18 protein-coding genes and 1 pseudogene are annotated in these 16,033 nt (G+C 42.5%); 13 read left to right on the plus strand and 6 right to left on the minus strand.

The window, feature by feature from the left end; all coding sequences use genetic code 11:
- The first annotated feature begins 1 nt into the window (after window position 1).
- Entirely contained in the window at window positions 2-1,738 is a 1,737-nt protein-coding gene (locus DPF91_RS12820) for an ABC transporter permease subunit (protein WP_117234818.1), read from the plus strand.
- 50 nt (window positions 1,739-1,788) lie between these two features.
- On the opposite strand, the gene DPF91_RS12825 is transcribed toward DPF91_RS12820, so the two are convergent.
- Entirely contained in the window at window positions 1,789-4,173 is a 2,385-nt protein-coding gene (locus DPF91_RS12825; RefSeq protein ID WP_117234819.1) for a phosphoethanolamine transferase, read from the minus strand.
- A gap of 119 nt (window positions 4,174-4,292) precedes the next feature.
- Between DPF91_RS12825 and DPF91_RS12830 the strand changes: the two genes are divergently transcribed.
- Both DPF91_RS12830 and DPF91_RS12835 read left to right on the plus strand, forming a co-directional pair.
- Complete coding sequence (locus tag DPF91_RS12830) at window positions 4,293-4,670, plus strand: hypothetical protein (RefSeq protein ID WP_117234820.1); 378 nt, start codon at window positions 4,293-4,295, stop codon at window positions 4,668-4,670.
- Window positions 4,671-5,020: 350 nt separating this feature from the next.
- Window positions 5,021-5,287: a hypothetical protein gene (locus DPF91_RS12835; protein ID WP_117234821.1), complete on the plus strand. Its 267-nt coding sequence runs from the start codon at window positions 5,021-5,023 to the stop codon at window positions 5,285-5,287.
- Between the two features lie 310 nt (window positions 5,288-5,597).
- On the opposite strand, the gene DPF91_RS12840 is transcribed toward DPF91_RS12835, so the two are convergent.
- Both DPF91_RS12840 and DPF91_RS12845 read right to left on the minus strand, forming a co-directional pair.
- Entirely contained in the window at window positions 5,598-6,722 is a 1,125-nt protein-coding gene (locus DPF91_RS12840; protein WP_117234822.1) for a M14 family metallopeptidase, read from the minus strand.
- Between the two features lie 141 nt (window positions 6,723-6,863).
- Window positions 6,864-7,751: a LysR family transcriptional regulator gene (locus DPF91_RS12845; protein WP_117234823.1), complete on the minus strand. Its 888-nt coding sequence runs from the start codon at window positions 7,749-7,751 to the stop codon at window positions 6,864-6,866.
- A gap of 128 nt (window positions 7,752-7,879) precedes the next feature.
- Between DPF91_RS12845 and DPF91_RS12850 the strand changes: the two genes are divergently transcribed.
- Together DPF91_RS12850 and DPF91_RS12855 are read left to right on the plus strand one after the other, a co-directional pair.
- Entirely contained in the window at window positions 7,880-8,779 is a 900-nt protein-coding gene (locus DPF91_RS12850) for a DMT family transporter (protein WP_117234879.1), read from the plus strand.
- A gap of 117 nt (window positions 8,780-8,896) precedes the next feature.
- Window positions 8,897-9,241, plus strand: coding sequence for a YajD family HNH nuclease (locus DPF91_RS12855; RefSeq protein ID WP_117234824.1), 345 nt, complete (start codon window positions 8,897-8,899; stop codon window positions 9,239-9,241).
- Window positions 9,242-9,273: 32 nt separating this feature from the next.
- Here the strand turns inward: DPF91_RS12855 and DPF91_RS12860 are convergent, their stop codons facing one another.
- Window positions 9,274-10,002 (minus strand): alpha/beta fold hydrolase, encoded by a 729-nt coding sequence (locus DPF91_RS12860; RefSeq protein WP_117234825.1) that lies wholly within the window; start codon window positions 10,000-10,002, stop codon window positions 9,274-9,276.
- A gap of 219 nt (window positions 10,003-10,221) precedes the next feature.
- Here DPF91_RS12860 and DPF91_RS12865 point away from each other — a divergent pair, with 219 nt between their 5' ends.
- From DPF91_RS12865 to DPF91_RS12875, 4 genes are all read left to right on the plus strand, one after another.
- The gene (locus DPF91_RS12865) at window positions 10,222-10,521 is read left to right on the plus strand and encodes a Dabb family protein (protein WP_117234826.1); all 300 of its coding nucleotides are present in this window, start codon (window positions 10,222-10,224) and stop codon (window positions 10,519-10,521) included.
- Window positions 10,522-10,651: 130 nt separating this feature from the next.
- Entirely contained in the window at window positions 10,652-12,109 is a 1,458-nt protein-coding gene (locus tag DPF91_RS12870) for an ATP-binding cassette domain-containing protein (protein WP_117234827.1), read from the plus strand.
- Window positions 12,110-12,194: 85 nt separating this feature from the next.
- Window positions 12,195-12,275, plus strand: a complete 81-nt coding sequence (locus tag DPF91_RS22405; RefSeq protein ID WP_420855604.1) for a hypothetical protein — start codon at window positions 12,195-12,197, stop codon at window positions 12,273-12,275.
- A 248-nt stretch (window positions 12,276-12,523) separates the two neighbouring features.
- Window positions 12,524-13,111, plus strand: a complete 588-nt coding sequence (locus DPF91_RS12875; protein WP_117234828.1) for a hypothetical protein — start codon at window positions 12,524-12,526, stop codon at window positions 13,109-13,111.
- A 1-nt stretch (window position 13,112) separates the two neighbouring features.
- Here DPF91_RS12875 and DPF91_RS12880 read toward each other — a convergent pair.
- A pseudogene (locus DPF91_RS12880) lies at window positions 13,113-13,532 on the minus strand (BLUF domain-containing protein).
- Between the two features lie 161 nt (window positions 13,533-13,693).
- On the opposite strand from DPF91_RS12880, the gene DPF91_RS12885 reads away from it, so the two are divergent.
- The 4 genes from DPF91_RS12885 (at window position 13,694) to DPF91_RS12900 (ending at window position 15,471) form a co-directional block, all read left to right on the plus strand.
- Window positions 13,694-14,074 carry a SpoIIAA family protein gene (locus tag DPF91_RS12885; protein ID WP_117234829.1) on the plus strand — a complete coding sequence of 127 codons (381 nt, stop codon included), beginning with the start codon at window positions 13,694-13,696 and terminating at the stop codon, window positions 14,072-14,074.
- Between the two features lie 88 nt (window positions 14,075-14,162).
- Complete coding sequence (locus DPF91_RS12890) at window positions 14,163-14,618, plus strand: NUDIX hydrolase (RefSeq protein ID WP_117234830.1); 456 nt, start codon at window positions 14,163-14,165, stop codon at window positions 14,616-14,618.
- 23 nt (window positions 14,619-14,641) lie between these two features.
- Window positions 14,642-15,106 carry an OsmC family protein gene (locus tag DPF91_RS12895; RefSeq protein WP_117234831.1) on the plus strand — a complete coding sequence of 155 codons (465 nt, stop codon included), beginning with the start codon at window positions 14,642-14,644 and terminating at the stop codon, window positions 15,104-15,106.
- A 50-nt stretch (window positions 15,107-15,156) separates the two neighbouring features.
- Complete coding sequence (locus DPF91_RS12900; RefSeq protein WP_117234832.1) at window positions 15,157-15,471, plus strand: cupin domain-containing protein; 315 nt, start codon at window positions 15,157-15,159, stop codon at window positions 15,469-15,471.
- A gap of 171 nt (window positions 15,472-15,642) precedes the next feature.
- On the opposite strand, the gene rplY is transcribed toward DPF91_RS12900, so the two are convergent.
- A complete protein-coding gene (gene rplY, locus DPF91_RS12905) occupies window positions 15,643-15,921 on the minus strand; it encodes a 50S ribosomal protein L25 (RefSeq protein ID WP_117234833.1) in 279 nt (92 codons plus the stop codon).
- Window positions 15,922-16,033 lie beyond the last annotated feature (112 nt).

Genomic DNA, 16,033 nt, shown 5'->3' on the forward strand with positions numbered 1-16,033 from the left:
AATGCACTCAGCAGTTAATCTGCGAGTAAGCTTTAATGCACTGCTTCCATGGTTATCACGACTGCTATCTTTGATAGCAGTCGTGATTTTAGTTGGGTTGATGCCAGATATTGCAGGTATCGACCCAGCTCAATCCATCATACGAGCGCGTGCGGGGCAACAGCAACTGTTGACCCCAGAAGCATTACAAGCGGTACGAGATGAATTACAGCTAGATCGAAGTGCTACCCAGCGCCTGTGGGATTGGTTTGTTGGCGCGATACAAGGTGATTTAGGTCGCTCATGGATTGATAACACGCCAGTCCTAGACAGTGTTGTTAAGACAACCAAAACGTCGTTACTGCTTATGGCAAGTACGATTGGTATTTCTGCTGTTCTATGTTTTATCAGTGTTGTGTACACCATCAGACGTTGGGTCAAAGGTAAACTCAACCTTCACCATAATGCTCTGAGTTCTGTGTTGGTTGCACTACCAGAATACGTCATTGCTTCCATATTAATACTGACACTGTCAATTTGGCTGGGTTTATTTCCACCATACGGGTGGACTAGCAGCATCAATATCTGGATGCCAAGTATTGCACTGGCGCTACCTGCAAGTGGGCTGTTTAGCCGTTTGCTCAATGACAGCATGAAACGAGTGCTGAATGAGCCTTGGGTTATCACTTGGCTAAGTGCCAATGTCAGTACTTTCCAAATCGTTCGCTTTGCACTGCGAAGGGCGGTGAGTAATCTGATTTCACAGATTGCGATGATCCTGATAGGCCTAACGGGTGGCGCTGTCGCCGTTGAGATGATCTTCTCAATACCTGGTTTAGGTCGTTTGTTGTTGGGTGCAGTTAAATCACAAGATCTCCCTATATTGCAGGGTGGATTATTAGCATTGTTTACCTTCTCTATTTTGATAAGTAGCTTGAGTTTGTTTGTTGAGAAGTTAATCCTTGGTAACGCGCTTACCAGCGGTAAACTGATCAGCTCCCATTCAACATTCAGCTTTACAAAGAGTCGAGCAAAACGATTTGCGAGTATCTCAATCTTCGGTTTGTTGGCGGGTTGCGCCATTTGGGCATTGTTTAGAGATCCGTTGAGTAGTCAATTTATGCGTTTGGAAGGTCCCAGCCTGGCAGCGCCGTTTGGCTCTGATGCGATAGGCCGTGATCTATTGGCTCGTGTTGGAACAGGCATGTTATCTACAGTCCATACCGGTATATTCGCTACTGCACTTGCGTTAGTGGTTGGTATGTTTATGGGCTTCTTCACCCGTTACACTCAAGGGTTGATCGAGATTACCAAAGGCGTTCCATACATTATTGCGGGCTTGTTGGTCGCTGGCTTAACTAACATGAACCCGAACAGTGCGTTAATTTCGATAGTATTGGTGTCATGGGCGCCACTTGCTGCTCACTGTGCAAGTTTGTTGCGTGAAGCAAAAGCACAACCATCAACCCATTTAGCACCAACATGGGGAACGAGCCAATGGCGCATATTAAGGCATTACACCTTACCTTATATTCTTCCACCACTGTTTAGGCATGCTCTGCTTCGTCTACCCGTGATTACATTAAGTTTAACTTCATTAAGTTTCATCGGACTTGGTGTGAAGCCACCATCACCAGAATGGGGGTTGTTGATTGCTGAGAACCTCCCATATATCGAGAGGGCGCCGCAAGCGGTTCTTCTTCCTATTGGTGGTCTGGTTTTATTGGGCATCGCAGTCAACCTATTGTTTGATGACTAATAGGCAAACAATGTAGCGCAATGTAAAAAGGCACCTCGAAGGTGCCTTTTCTATTCAAAACGCGAAGGGTTAGAGATAAAGATAGCGTTGATAGCAGCGTCGTCTAATCCATCTTTTGACAACTTAACGAGTAACTCCTCATCTTGAATATTGAGATCGGTATGAACGTTAAGTCGCAGGCCTAATGGAACGATTACCGAGTCCATAAGATACTCCTCTACATAGGGCATCAAGCGAGAGGTAACGGAGATTGTAGATACGTTCTCCTGCAGTAATTCTTGGTACATACTAGCGAGCCAGTCAGGAGTTGGTTCAGTAGGTAGTTTATCTTGGATGATTCTATAAACGATGTCCCAGCCATGCTCCTGAAGAACAGAAGTTTGAGGCGTTACGCAGACGATTTTTACTCGGTTCCTTAAGTGGTATCGATCATCAAGTCGTTCGAGTGTACTTAGAAGCGGTTCTAACTGATTGGGTTGCAACTTGTCAAAGTTGAGCCAAATTGATTCGAAGTTTTGGTTCTCATAGCTTAGAAACATATCCAACGTCATTCCGGCTTGGTTTTGAATAAGGATCTCACCCTCGACTTTGTCTAGCGCCATGTCTACAGCAATGTGTTTAAACCCTTGCTGATGGGCTTCATCCATAGCACCTACCGTCTGGATAGCTTGTGCGATCGAATTACTTACAACCGAGAGGTTCTTTCTGGCAATGGCGGTAGGTTCTTTACGAATACTAATTTGCTGATGTAAAGTTTGAGCATTATTGATATCGACCGAGTAACTGGGAGAGGTGAGGTCAAAGTTGTTGTTTGCGAGGTCGGTTTCAATCTCAGTGATGTTGAGCATTAGATCAAACAAGAGATCATTGGTGAAGACTCTATTTCTATTGGAGCTTAGCAATTGTCGCTTTTCGTTGTTGTAATCTTCATCTGTCCAAATCAATAAAGGGATTTCAGCCATCTCCAACGTGAACTTGCTCGCGTCGTGCCCAAGTTTGTTGAATACCTCTTCGCCATGGTCGGATAAGAAAGTCATGGTAGAAAAGTTCGGTGTTTGTGATGCAATCTCGTAGGCTTGTTTTAATATGGAGTCTGCAAATACGACGGTTTCGTCGTAGCAATCATTGTGTTTGCTGGCATAAATATAATCTGGAATACTGATTAGGGATGGAGCGATACCTTTGGTTCGATGACAGTAGTTGATGTGGCTTCCCATCATGTGCAGCACAATAAAGTGGTCTTTGGACAGGTCTTGGTTTTTTAAATAGAGCTGCAACTCATCGAGTAAAGCATCATCTAGCTTACGGGTATCGTCAGACTTACCCACATTAGTATTGATGAACCTGACATAATCGCTTTCATGAGCAAGCGCAGATACTAGATTATCCCATTCGCCAGCAGAGATTTGATTACTGATCCATGCGGTTTGAAAGCCGGACTTGTTCATCACATCAATGAGTGATGGGCTGTTGTAATAGCTTCTACCGTTGTATTGATTACTTTGGGTCAATGCAAGGGAGAGCACTTCCATGGTGTGCGTATGATTAGAAAAAGCTCGGGAAAATTGAATAGGTTGGCTAGAACTTATCCACGGCGTGGTGTTTCTTCTGTAGCCATAGCTTTGCATATGAAATCGGGATAGCGATTCACCAATGATCATTAAATGCAGACTACCTGTAGTGGTTTTATTTGCCTTAAATTCTTGAACAGTCGACCTACGTTTTTCTATCACCGTTTTGAGTTGCTCAAGCTCGTAGTGATATTGTGCAATATACCCCTGAACGTTTTTCAATCCCAAGAATGTGGTTGGTTGGCCTAGTTGTAAGATAACTATCACTAGTATGATTGCGTACAGTATCGGCATACGTTCGCTTTTTAGTACTTCAATTGTTGAGTAACGAAGCCACAAGCCAACCAGAAAGAATACAATTAATACTATGCCGATAGCTTTAACATCGAACAGAAATGATAGGTATTCACCTGCTTCTTGTGAATTGGTTTGCAGCATAGCGAATACGAGTGACTTATCCACCGTGCCATAGAACTCTGAACCCAACCAAAGCGTAGTGAGCAGAATAATCAGCAAGAATGCGAAGAGCCACTTTATGACTCTGAATAGCTTAGGTGCAGTTAGCAAAACCCCAGCAGCAGCTAAAAAGCCCCAAGTTTCGTATTCAGCTCCATTTGCAACGAAATCGTTATAACCTTTCAGAATCAGAGCAGACATGATGAGCGATGTCGCGATGAGTTTTTTTCGGGGGCTTGATCGAACAAGTAAGAGTAAGCCAAGCCATGCTAAGGCAATACATGAAATGAGCGCAATAGCTTGCAATGAAGCATGCTTGAAATGATCGACAATAAGATATAGATAAGCGATGTATACAATAGCCAAGACGAAGTTGATAGATAGATAACGGTGAGGTAACTGCTTCATATATCGATATTTATCCTTACACTTTGACCTTATTTCATTAGTGTAGGATAGGTTACTCAGACTATCGATTTAACATACAATCAAATTTAAGCAGGTTTTCAACTTAACGAAGAGGGTCTATGAGACAGCAATATCATTTCCGTCAATCGGAGCAAGGACTGTTAGCGTGGGATGTTTTTCGATTGATCAAACTCTCTACTGGTTTAAAGGCAATAAGGGTCCAAATTACTGACATCAACGAACTTGATGAGGAGTTTTGGTATGAGTTGGGTGGTGCTTTGCCGACATGCCGAAATATCGCTGAACATACCAAGTTAATCAATGAAGCTGATTTATCCTATCCAATCTTGCTGTGCAGCGAAGGAAGGGTAATGGACGGTATGCATAGGGTATGTAAAGCAATGCTACTTGGTCATACCCATATCCATGCGTTTCAATTTACCAACGTTATCGAGCCAGATTACATTGGTATCGAACCCGATAAGCTACCTTATTAAAGAGAGCTGTTTGTGATTATTCGCTGATGGAATGACTCTCATGACGCTACGACCAATGTTAAAACAAAAAGAGTTATCCCATGTATTCTCGCAATTGATTGTGTAAATGGATTGATAGTTGTGATAAATGTCTCAATGTTGATTTTGCTATGCTGCTAATTGGTGTGATCTATATCTCGCAATTGGTGTGTTTTTGATTATAATCCCAAATGGGTATGAGAGTTTCTCATACCGCATAATTGGTCGTACTGTAAAAGATAAGCGGCTATGCGAGCGCTAAAAGCAAATCAGTTGTCTGAGCTCGTAAAACTACACAACAAACGTTCAAGAACGTCAGAATATTAAGAAAAATGGCTCAAAAATTATCATCGAACAAAGAATCTACCATTGGCTTTGAAGCTCTATCTGTTTTACACGAGGTCATGCATTCACCTGCTGGATCTATCAACTTTAGTAAGCTGCAAAAAAAGTTAAGCACCGGAATTAATAACGATGTGAAGAAGTTGACCCTGTACTGCTTCCAACAGTCTTATGTTGAATACGATGGCGTATCGATTCAGATGACAGATGCAGGGGTTGACCACTACCTAAATCAACAGAAAACGGCTTGGGTATAAAAGCAATACTCGCCGTTGGATTGAGTATAGAGATTGGCTAAAACGGCCACTTTGTCAAAACAAAGTGGCCGTTTTTACTATTTAATCTCAGCTCGGGATAAGAAAGTCTAAAAAGCTAATATTTTCATAAACATAGTTTAACTCATCAGTCAGTGCAGTTAATTATGATGCAAAACAAGGCAAAATCATAAGTCAATAGCTTGCCTATTGTGTTGATTTTAACGAAGTTAGGCGCTTAAGAAGCTGTACTGAATGGCTTCAATTATCCCGAGCTGAGGTTATTTATTACAGTTGTTATCGATAAAGATTATTACAGTTTATCAACCGTAGCCCAAACAGCTGCGAGGGTATCGTGGCCAAATGCGGCGCTGCGGTCTGGCGACCACCCATAGAGTTCATCAGCTTGGCTAATATGATCCTTAAATGGCATCTCAACGGTGTAAGACAAGCACTTAAACTGCTCACCAACCCAATTGGAACCGACAGTCAGGTTCGCTTTTCCTGGCTCATCTTTGTCGTAACCAACCTCGTCCTGAAATTCAGGTGTGATAGTTAGTAAGGCTTGTTTGAAGTGATCTTCAAGATTCTTGATGCGTTCACTGTAAGATGGAATACCTTCACCACCCGCGACAAAGTTATATGGAATGGCTTCATCACCATGAATATCCAGGAACATGTCAACACCAGTTGCTAACATGCGTTCACGCACCAGAAAAACTTCAGGACTGCGATCCATTGATGGTGTTTGCCATTCACGATTGAGGTTCACGCCAATGCCATTAGTGCGTAGGTGACCTCGAATACTGCCATCTGGGTTCATATTAGGTACGATACGGATAACAACCTTGTCGAGTAGGGCTCGACCAACGGTATCTGTTTCATCCAATAAGCGCTGCAATAGACCCTCAATGAACCATTCAGCCATGGTTTCACCAGGGTGTTGGCGACCAATAATCCAGATATTTTTCTTTTCAGGGCTTGGTTCACCAATTGTCAACAGACTCATGTCATTGTTGTCCAGGGTATGGCCAAGGGTTTCGAGTTTACAAGCAGGATGAGTTTGTGCACTGTGCAGCAAATCTAGATGGCGATCGTATGAGTACGGAGCAAAGTATGCAAAATACATCGACTCATGTTCAGGAATGATATCGAACGTTAATTTGTCACCGTCAAACTCAGCAGGAATACGGAACCACTCTTCACGATCATAAGAAGCGACAACATCATAATCTACCCAGCCTTCTGGATAGGCAGATTTAGCAAGATCATTGATGGTAAAGTGATGAGATTGTTGGGCCTCACTCTCTAAGCGAAAGTGAAACCATTGTGCGATGTCAGTCTGATTATCGGCAGGTATCGTCAGTTGGATGTCTTGGCGTGAGTCCACAGAGACAACCTGAATGTTGCCACTCTCAAAGTTACTGAAAATTTTCATTGTCGTTATTATCTCGTTGTTGAGTTGTCGTAAGGGTAGCACAACTCAACAACAATAAAGGGCTCCCAACGCTCACTTGCTCACGCTTTATCCGACTTTAAATGTAAAATAATTCTATCAGTTTAAAGATACCCATTTTGCTTAGTTGAATTGATATTGAGTGCAGAACTCAATGAAGGATTTTACTTGTGGGTTCCATTCATTTTGCAGACTGTATACGCAGTGGGTATTAGAACTTAGGTGCACATTAACGATGTCCAATGCTATCAGTTCACCGCTATTAAGTTCCTCTTGTACCGACGTAGCACTAAGCGCAGCAATGCCCATATCCAGCTTCGCACATTGCTTGATGGTTTCTATGCTGATGAACTCACTGATATTGGAGGAGTTCAAAACACCGGCTTTGATCAGTTGATGTTCAAGTTGATGGCGATAACAACAACCTTTTTCCGTCAACAACAGATGCTCGTTAGCCAACTGTTCTATGTGGATTTGGTCTTGATTTGCTAAAGAATGGGTCGGAGCGCAAACAACGACAATATCTTCGGTTTGATAAGTATGAACATGAAGACCTTGTCGATGAAAAGGTTTTTCTAAGATAAAAGCGACGTCTATGGAATCAGAAAGGACGTCATTCTTGAGGTTTACTACAGGCGTTGGCTGTACCAAGAAACGCACGTTTGGATGAAGCGATGAATAAGCTTTGAGCAAGTGAGGCAAATAATAAGTGATGATGGTTTCATGTCCACCGATTCGGATCGGGCTAATAACTTCGGATTGGCTCACAACCGCTCTGGCTTCATCACGCATAGCGAATAGTTTTTGAGTGTAATGAAGTAGCTGCTCACCTGAGTTTGTTAACGCCACACCCCGACCGTTTCTTTCAAATAGTTGGGTATTAAGCTCGTTTTCTAACGCTTTAATCTGATTCGTTACAGCAGACTGGACATAACCGAGTAGGTTAGAGGCCTCGCTAAAATTGAGTGTTTGTGCTGCACATTGAAAGGTTCGAAGCTTCTTGAAATCCATAGTAACTAACCGACTTTGATGATCTTGAGTGATTATGAAAATTGATATCTGACTTTATTAGATATCATTTTACATGAGGGAGGGGTGTTGCCAAACTATTGCTATGTCTTCTTTCACTCATTCTCACTATGTCGTTTTCTAAAAATACTATTGCTTGGGTTGCGTTTGCCTTTGTAGGGATGGTTTGGGGCAGTAACTTCGTCTTCATGAAGCTCGCCTCAGACTACATAACACCGATGCAGATCGTTTTTTGGCGAGTGTTATTTGGCTTTGTACCAATCGCATTCTTTGCATGTGCTAAAAAGACGCTCAGTTTATCTCACCTTAAGCATGGCCATCACTTTCTAACTATGGGCTTGTTAGCTACCGTGGTTTATTACTTTGGCTTTGCTAAAGGAACATCGTTACTGTCATCTGGAATAGCGGGAGCAATCAGTGGTGCAATACCTCTATTTTCAATTATTGCGGCGGCTTTGTTTCTGACAGAAGAAGCAATTACCAAATGGAAGTTGATAGGCTCGGCATTGGGTTTTATCGGTATTTTAATTCTGGCAAGGCCATTTAGTGCCAATGTAGATTCTGAAACGACATTAGGTGCGAGCTATATGGTGATGGGGGCAATGAGTGTCGGTTTTTCTTTCGTTTATGCAAAACGATTTATTAGTCCTTTGAAGCTATCGTCACTCGCACTCACCACTTATCAGTTAGGGGCAGGACTCATTATTCTGTTCTTTGTTACTGATTTTGAGGGAATCGGTGCTATTACGGAATCCATATTGCCTTCGGCGGCCACAATCTTTGGTTTGGGTTTATTAGGTACCGGAATGGCTTATCTATGTTATTACTTCATCATCGAGAATTTAGGGGCTTTGACTGCCTCATCAGTAACGTACATCCCTCCCGTTATAGCGCTGGCTATTGGTGGATTGGTTATGGGAGAGGTGATCGAGACAAGAGATTATGTCGCGACTGGACTCATTCTACTTGCAGTGTCAGTCGTTGCTTTTGCCGGTAAAGCAAAGTCTTAACTCAATTTGAAGCCATGGAGTTGGTTTAGGGTAAGACAGGACTTAACCTCAATCACTTTTTCATTTCCTAGCTTGTGTTAGAGTGCTTGCATAACCAATCATTAATGGAACGAAAAGATGTCGTCAGATTTTTATGGCACTAGCGCCGCGTATGCACGTAACGAAGCAGGTTACCGAGAAAAAGCACTTAAGCTTTATCCGTGGGTGTGTGGTAACTGTGCTCGAGAGTTTGTTTACTCGAACCTGCGTGAACTGACGGTTCACCACAAAGATCACGATCATACCAATAACCCTGAAGACGGTAGCAACTGGGAACTACTATGCTTGTACTGCCACGATCATGAGCATAGCAAATATCTCGATCATGAGCGTTACGGCTCAGAGGTAAAACCTGGTGAGGATGAACATGAAAGCGCAACTTATAATCCGTTCGCTGACTTGGCTAAGATGATGAAGAAGTAATCTCTTAACGCGAGAGATTGCTGTTAATCCAGTTAATAAAATTGCCCATTCTCTAAGAAGTAGGCAACTAAAGAGATGACCTGAGGGTCATCTTTTAGTTTATGGTGTACCACTTCAACTTTTTTGAAGTCGTACATATTAGCCAGCTTTGTCGACTCAACACTAACTAAGCCGTCATTTGGTTGTTCAAACATGCTTTTAGTAATGCTGTAACCTTTCGTTCCCGCAATTACCCCAAACTCAAAGTCTGGTGTTGGTAATGTCTGAGATAGTCCATTTTCTGAAGAGACTAAGGCGGGCGGCACTTCGCCAAACCAGTTCGCCCAGAATCGATCTTGATAATGGTCGGCTACATCACTTCCATGGTTTGGTGTTCCAAGCATCACAGTACGACCTAAGCGCTCTTGTTGTTGCAGCTGATGATGGTTGCCTAGGTAGTGACGAATCACCAAACCGCCCAAAGAGTGACCTACAAAGTGAATCTTGCCCGCTCCATCAATGCATTGTTCAATTTGATTGTCTGTCTCTTGGAGCATCCTATTTAACGTAACCCCAACAGTGTCATAATCGAGAACGCAAGTGTTATATCCTGATTCGATAAGTCCTTGGCTTAATGTGTTCATTGAACGCCCACTTTTCGTCAAGCCGTGGATGACGACCACAAGTTCATTATTATCGCTATTGGAATGTAATGCAGGATAGGTTGAACACGCTGAAAGTAGCATAGCCAAAGTGACGATACCCCAGTGTTTTAAATGCATGTTCCAACCTCAAAAAATTACGTAACGACAGTAGGATATCAGTATGAAATGGAGTGTGAATGCTAATGCAGTCAGGTTTTTGTGAGTTTTGCTGTCTGTCCGAGATTTACAGAGTCGATTTGAGAATATGAGATCGGTGCATAGGCATCGGGGCTGTATTTTAGCGCACAATAGACAAAACGAAGACTTGCCGACAGCCTCACTGAATAAGGAATTAACGTGATAAGACATATCTTGCTCATCAAATTCAAACAAGATACTAGCAATACTCAAATCGAAGAACTTATGGCGCTTTTCACATCAATGACAAACAAAGTTGACGGAGTGGTGGGAGTAGAGTGGGGAGCAAACAATAGCCCTGAAGGTAAGAATCAAGGATATACCCATTCAGTTCTGATGACGTTCGCCGATGAATCTGGAAGAGCAAACTATCTACCGCATCCTGAGCACGACGCTTTGAAAGGTGTTTTCCGACCTATCCTCGAAGATATTATAGTGTTTGATTATCAACCTGCGTAATGACGGTATGGTGTTACATACTATGTGATAAACAGGGAACGATTAGCGCTATTTAGCGAATGAAATCTAAGCCCCCGTTACCTTCAAATGAAGATTGTTTAGAAGATTAGAATACCAAGGGAAGGTATACATGCAGATCAAAATTAGTCAGCTTAAAATTGAGAACGGGTTACATACTCTGTCGATTCCAGAATGGCAGATAGAAGATAACCAATCTTGGGGAGTATTTAGCACCGATGGCGATATTGGGTCTATGCTCGGTGATCTGTTGTGTGGTGAATATAAGGTTTCGGCAGAGGCTTGTTGGATTAGCAATCCAAATATTGCTCAGGTCTCTCTTGCTGAGCAGCAAAGGCTGTTAGAAGAAGAGCTAGCGAATGATGATACAGATTTCCTTGACCGCATAGATACTGGAACAGATGTGGAATCGCTCATCTATCTGCAATGCAAAGACGAAGCGCTAACGGCGAAATTACTTTATGACCTCGATCTAACCCACCTTGCAGGAAGTGGATTTCGAGTACTCTCAACTGGAGAGACACGTCGCGTGATGTTAGCAAGAGCGCTTGCGACAAAACCAGCTTTGCTTGTATTAGATAACCCGTTCGTCGGTTTAGATGTTGAACACAGAGCTTCTCTTGCTCGCTACCTTAAGCAATTATCCAACACGCTGCAGATGCTAGTGACATTCAATCGTGAAGAAGACCTTCCAGATTGGATTACCCAAATCGCATTGTTCAATCATGGTGCTCTTGACTCCTTTATGCAAAAGGAAGAGTGGGAGAGTCACCCAGTTATTAAGCAGATTAAGTCTCAGTCGCGCAAGCAAAGTGAGGAAGTACTGAGACTGGTTCAGAGTCATCAACATTCAAGTCAGTTTCCAGATCCAATCTTTCAAATCAAAGCAGGCAAAGTCGCGTACACGGAGAAAACTATATTCTTGGGTGTTGATTGGCGAATTAATCAAGGTGAGCATTGGCAGCTAAAGGGGCCGAATGGATGTGGAAAAAGTACCTTACTTGGTTTGATATTTGGTGATCATCCGCAGTGCTATTCCAATGATATTTATATCTTTGGAAACAAGCGTGGTAGCGGCGAAACCATTTGGGAAATCAAACAAAACATAGGTATGGTTTCATCAGCACTTCATCTTCAGTATCGAGTCAGTTGTAGTGCGCTTGAAGTTATTTTATCTGGTTTTTATGACTCAATTGGCCTGTATACACAACCAAGTAAACGAGAACAACAAATAGCAATGGAATGGCTGCAAATACTCCATATGAGTGAATATGCCCGTACCTCATTCAGACAGCTTGATTATGGTCAGCAACGGTTGCTCCTTATTGCTCGTGCCATCGTTAAACAACCTACATTACTTATCCTTGATGAGCCTTATCAAGGTCTTGATTACCTTGGTCGTCGTTTGGTCAAAAACGCCCTAGAACTCATCGCGAGAGACAATCTGAGCCAACTGCTCTACGTCTCGCATTATGCTGGGGACAAGCTAGAAACCATCAAGAACGAGCTTCAGTTTGTGTATGACGAAAACGCTGAATGCTATAGGGCAGAGATCATTCGAGGCGAATAGTGTTAGGTTGAGTTGTTGGCTTTTTCATACACCTGATTTTGGGAGCATTAAGTCTTATGGAAAATCAGCTTTCTAAGACGCTTTTTTGGTTGGAGAGCAAATTAGCATAGCCGACATCGCACTGTATGCTTGCACCTATATTTCCCATGAATATTTCCAACAATAGCCACATATACAGAGCTGGATCAAACACATAGCCTCGCCAGATGGGTATGTTGGAATGTCATAATCAACATTGAGCAGGGCAGAGCATGGATCGTTGTGGGCAGTGTAAGCAATTTACGCGAACAAAAGACAATCAAAAGGACCTATGTGGGGCATGGGAGCAACCAACGCTCGCCAATCGACCGGCATGTCAGTTTTTTATCCCGAAAAATTTAAGTTTATTCTTGGACAACCAAAGTAGGAAAAACAATGTTTGAACCGACTGATGAGAATGTGGATGAGTTAAAACTCGCAATCTCCCTACCAGATTTACACACAACCGATTTTGGACATTTGATTAGCCTAGACGACCTTCCGTCAACCAAATTTTCTGAGCTGGATTACGATGCTTGGTTTCTGTCAGGTATAGGGTCTAAGTACATTCGTAACTTAACTAACGTGTGTGAAACCCAGGGTATCGAACTGGTTGTTTTTGATAGTCCATATCACGATACAACAGCAATTCATGATGTTGTGGTGAACTTAGCCAACAAGCTTTTTTCTAAAGAAATGCCTAACAATATAGATATAGCGGATATTCGAAATCTTAATCAAAGTTCTGATCATTTACTGGCATTTAACAGCAAACGTGAAGCGCTTTGCTTTCTTAAAGAGCAAGAGTTGGGAGAGGTCATTGGGGGTGTTTATCTGGCTCACGGTGGAACCGATCTAGAAGAATATGAAAAGTCGAACAAAGCGTTGCAGAACCACATTTCAGATTATGGTTTTCTTTGTTCGAGCTTTCTTTCTACCGGTATCGCTGAATGTACGATCTTACTTGGGGTTCGATCTAAGTAACTTATTCTGACGGTAAGTGTTGTTTGAGCTCTCTTAGCATCAAGTAGGCACTTTCACCCGATAGGTCATAGGGTTTGAATTCATCAGAGCCAGAGAATTGTAGGTTCAACAATGAAGTTAAGTGAGATTGTGGTACATCGCCCATTGACCAATCCCCAAACTGTCTCGAGTGAATTTATTTGTAGTAAACGATGGTGACGTTACTGTGTCGTCAATCGTTGACGATGTAATTATAAGTATTGTTGACGGCTTCTCGCGAGCCCTCTAGACACTGCATGAAGTAGTCTTCATTGTGGCTAAGAAGACCGGTGATTTTACTTTCTTTGTTGTGTTCGTGAGATTTGTCTAAGATGTCTTGTAACGCGGCTGGATCACATTCTTTTGATAGGGTACTTACGTAGATCAGTCGAACTAAAGGCATAACGTCCACTCTGTATGTTGTTGTGATTATTATCAAATATAATCTATAGCGCTGAAATTGCTAATTGATGGTGCATTTTTCAAAATCGGCTTTGCTTCTCATATTTTCTCAAAACTCTCTCTTAAGCTATAGATGGGTCCTTCCATTGAGAGGTGCACGCTATGTCTATAGAACGTCATGGAATAACGTTAGGTATTGAACACATTGGCTCTGACTTGGTATTAGTCTTTAAGGCGACAGGGAAACTCACGCATGAAGACTATGTGCGTATTGAGCCGGTCTTGCAGTCAAGCTTAAAGGGAGTCAATGTCGATGAGATAAAGATGTTAGTCGATATCACCGAATTTTCTGGATGGGAGTTACGAGCTGCCTGGGATGATTTTAAACTTGGCAAAGAGCTTGGCTTTGATATCGAGAAGGTTGCCATTTATGGTGAGAACAATTGGCAAGAACTCGCGGCGAAAATCGGAAGCTGGTTTATTTCGGGCAAGATGAAATCATTCGATAACTATCAATCAGCAGTTGAATGGTTGAACGACTGAGCCGTTTATTATTATCACTGTAGACACTGAAAGCATGGCAGAAATGCCGTGCTTTTTTCATTAACAAACTGGCAAAGAAGAGGAATACATGATTCCGTTGAATACATCCGTTGTGTCGGGAGTTGCGCTATCTGAGTTTGATGGCGAGATTAAAATGCTATTGATGAAGCGAGTAAAAGGTGGCTTCTGGTGTCATGTTGCTGGGGGAATTGAAGGTGAAGAAACGGGATCTGAGGCAATTGTTCGTGAGTTTCGCGAAGAGACTCAGATTAAAGTCGCTGAGCTTTATAATGCTCAGTTTCTAGAGCAATTTTATGAATCTAATGTCAATGTCATAGAGTTGATACCGGTGTTTGCTGTGGTTTGCCCACCAGAACAAGTCGTTACATTGAACGAAGAACACTCCGAATTTAAATGGTGTACATTAGAGGAGGCATTGGCATTAGCACCTTTTCCAAATCAACATGCAGTCTATAAGCATATTTGGTCCTATTTTGTTGAGCGTCCAATCCATCCGCTTTACCGAGTTAAAATCACACAGTAAGAAAAGAGGTTAGGGATAACACTATGTCGCAACATACAGCCACTGTACGCTGGGTTAGAAAACCAGAAGACATTTTCAGTGACAACCAATACAGTCGAGCTCATCAATGGGAATTTGATGGCGGGGCTATCGTACCTGCTTCTCCATCCCCTGATATTGTGCCTTTGCCGTTATCTAAAGTGGAAAACGTGGATCCAGAGGAAGCCTTCATAGCAGCTTTATCCAGTTGTCATATGTTGGTATTTCTATCGATTGCGGCCAAGCGTAAGTATGTGGTAGAGAGTTATGTTGATCATGCGGTAGGTGTGTTGGAAGATAATGAAATGGGTCGAATGGCAGTCACTAAGGTAGCTCTTAGGCCTGAAATCACTTTCTCTGAAGAGAAAACACCGACGACGAAGGAACTAGAGAAAATGCATCATCTTTCACACGAGAACTGCTTCATCGCTAACTCAGTGAGAACAGAAGTCGTTACAGAAATTATCTGATGGACGTTGTTTGATGGAAATAAACAGTGGACTACAAAGGAGCGATACTTATGTCGAATCTCTTTTCAAATATTCCTGAGCAAATACCTAACGAAGTATTTGAAGATATTATCTCTACAGATGTTATCCGTATCGAAAGGATTCTTTCAAAGGGGCACTGTTCGCCTGACGTCGGTTGGTATGACCAAGAAGAGAACGAGTGGGTTTTGGTACTCAAGGGTGAAGGCGTCCTCGAATTTGAATTTGGTGAGCTAGTGACATTATCAGAGGGCGATTTCATCAACATCGAAGCCGGAACAAAACACAAAGTGAAGAGTACGCACCCTGATAGAGTGACGGTTTGGCTGGCTGTGTTTTATCGCTGAGAGCTTGGCTTTGAAGGTGTAGTGAGGTGAGTTTTCGATACCCTAGAAACGGTGAAACCCCGATGTTGGTAGCATCGGGGTTTCGAATTTTTAGATGTCTCGATTGGTAAGGTCGATTATCTTTTCTATGCAGAAGGCTGGATTAATCCAATCTTATTCCTTGGTAGGGAATTAGATGCGGATGAAGTCCATATGCTCAACTTTTGGCTTGTAAGCGTGACGTTGAACGTCTTGTGGCTTAACTTTAACTTCTTCGCCAGCGATCACTAGAGTGATTGCTTCGTAGAAGTCAGCTTTGTCCATTTGGTTCATAACGTCGTCGTGGTTCAACGCGATAGAAACTGGCGCTGCTTCACCACCGTAAACAACTGCTGGGAATTGGCCAGCGTGACGTAGGCGGCGGCTCGCACCTTTACCTAGTTCAGTACGTACTACTGCTTCAAATTTCATAGTTTTACTCTCAAATTAGTAAAAGTTAAATATCACATCGAGCAATGCGACCTTGCTCAGATGCGTAAAGTTTTGTGAAGTAATTGGTCGTTACTCTCAAAACGAGCGCGGA

Source organism: Vibrio maerlii, assembly GCF_003415655.1.
GTDB lineage: Bacteria > Pseudomonadota > Gammaproteobacteria > Enterobacterales > Vibrionaceae > Vibrio > Vibrio maerlii.

Excerpts from the sequence above, each read along its gene's own strand:
- DPF91_RS12820 (WP_117234818.1), top strand. The coding sequence starts at position 2 with ATGCACTCAGCAGTTAATCTGCGAGTAAGCTTTAATGCACTGCTTCCA.
- DPF91_RS12825 (WP_117234819.1), bottom strand. The coding sequence starts at position 4,173 with ATGAAGCAGTTACCTCACCGTTATCTATCTATCAACTTCGTCTTGGCT.
- DPF91_RS12830 (WP_117234820.1), top strand. The coding sequence starts at position 4,293 with ATGAGACAGCAATATCATTTCCGTCAATCGGAGCAAGGACTGTTAGCG.
- DPF91_RS12835 (WP_117234821.1), top strand. The coding sequence starts at position 5,021 with ATGGCTCAAAAATTATCATCGAACAAAGAATCTACCATTGGCTTTGAA.
- DPF91_RS12840 (WP_117234822.1), bottom strand. The coding sequence starts at position 6,722 with ATGAAAATTTTCAGTAACTTTGAGAGTGGCAACATTCAGGTTGTCTCT.
- DPF91_RS12845 (WP_117234823.1), bottom strand. The coding sequence starts at position 7,751 with ATGGATTTCAAGAAGCTTCGAACCTTTCAATGTGCAGCACAAACACTC.
- DPF91_RS12850 (WP_117234879.1), top strand. The coding sequence starts at position 7,880 with ATGTCGTTTTCTAAAAATACTATTGCTTGGGTTGCGTTTGCCTTTGTA.
- DPF91_RS12855 (WP_117234824.1), top strand. The coding sequence starts at position 8,897 with ATGTCGTCAGATTTTTATGGCACTAGCGCCGCGTATGCACGTAACGAA.
- DPF91_RS12860 (WP_117234825.1), bottom strand. The coding sequence starts at position 10,002 with ATGCATTTAAAACACTGGGGTATCGTCACTTTGGCTATGCTACTTTCA.
- DPF91_RS12870 (WP_117234827.1), top strand. The coding sequence starts at position 10,652 with ATGCAGATCAAAATTAGTCAGCTTAAAATTGAGAACGGGTTACATACT.
- DPF91_RS12875 (WP_117234828.1), top strand. The coding sequence starts at position 12,524 with ATGTTTGAACCGACTGATGAGAATGTGGATGAGTTAAAACTCGCAATC.
- DPF91_RS12885 (WP_117234829.1), top strand. The coding sequence starts at position 13,694 with ATGTCTATAGAACGTCATGGAATAACGTTAGGTATTGAACACATTGGC.
- DPF91_RS12890 (WP_117234830.1), top strand. The coding sequence starts at position 14,163 with ATGATTCCGTTGAATACATCCGTTGTGTCGGGAGTTGCGCTATCTGAG.
- DPF91_RS12895 (WP_117234831.1), top strand. The coding sequence starts at position 14,642 with ATGTCGCAACATACAGCCACTGTACGCTGGGTTAGAAAACCAGAAGAC.
- DPF91_RS12900 (WP_117234832.1), top strand. The coding sequence starts at position 15,157 with ATGTCGAATCTCTTTTCAAATATTCCTGAGCAAATACCTAACGAAGTA.
- rplY (WP_117234833.1), bottom strand. The coding sequence starts at position 15,921 with ATGAAATTTGAAGCAGTAGTACGTACTGAACTAGGTAAAGGTGCGAGC.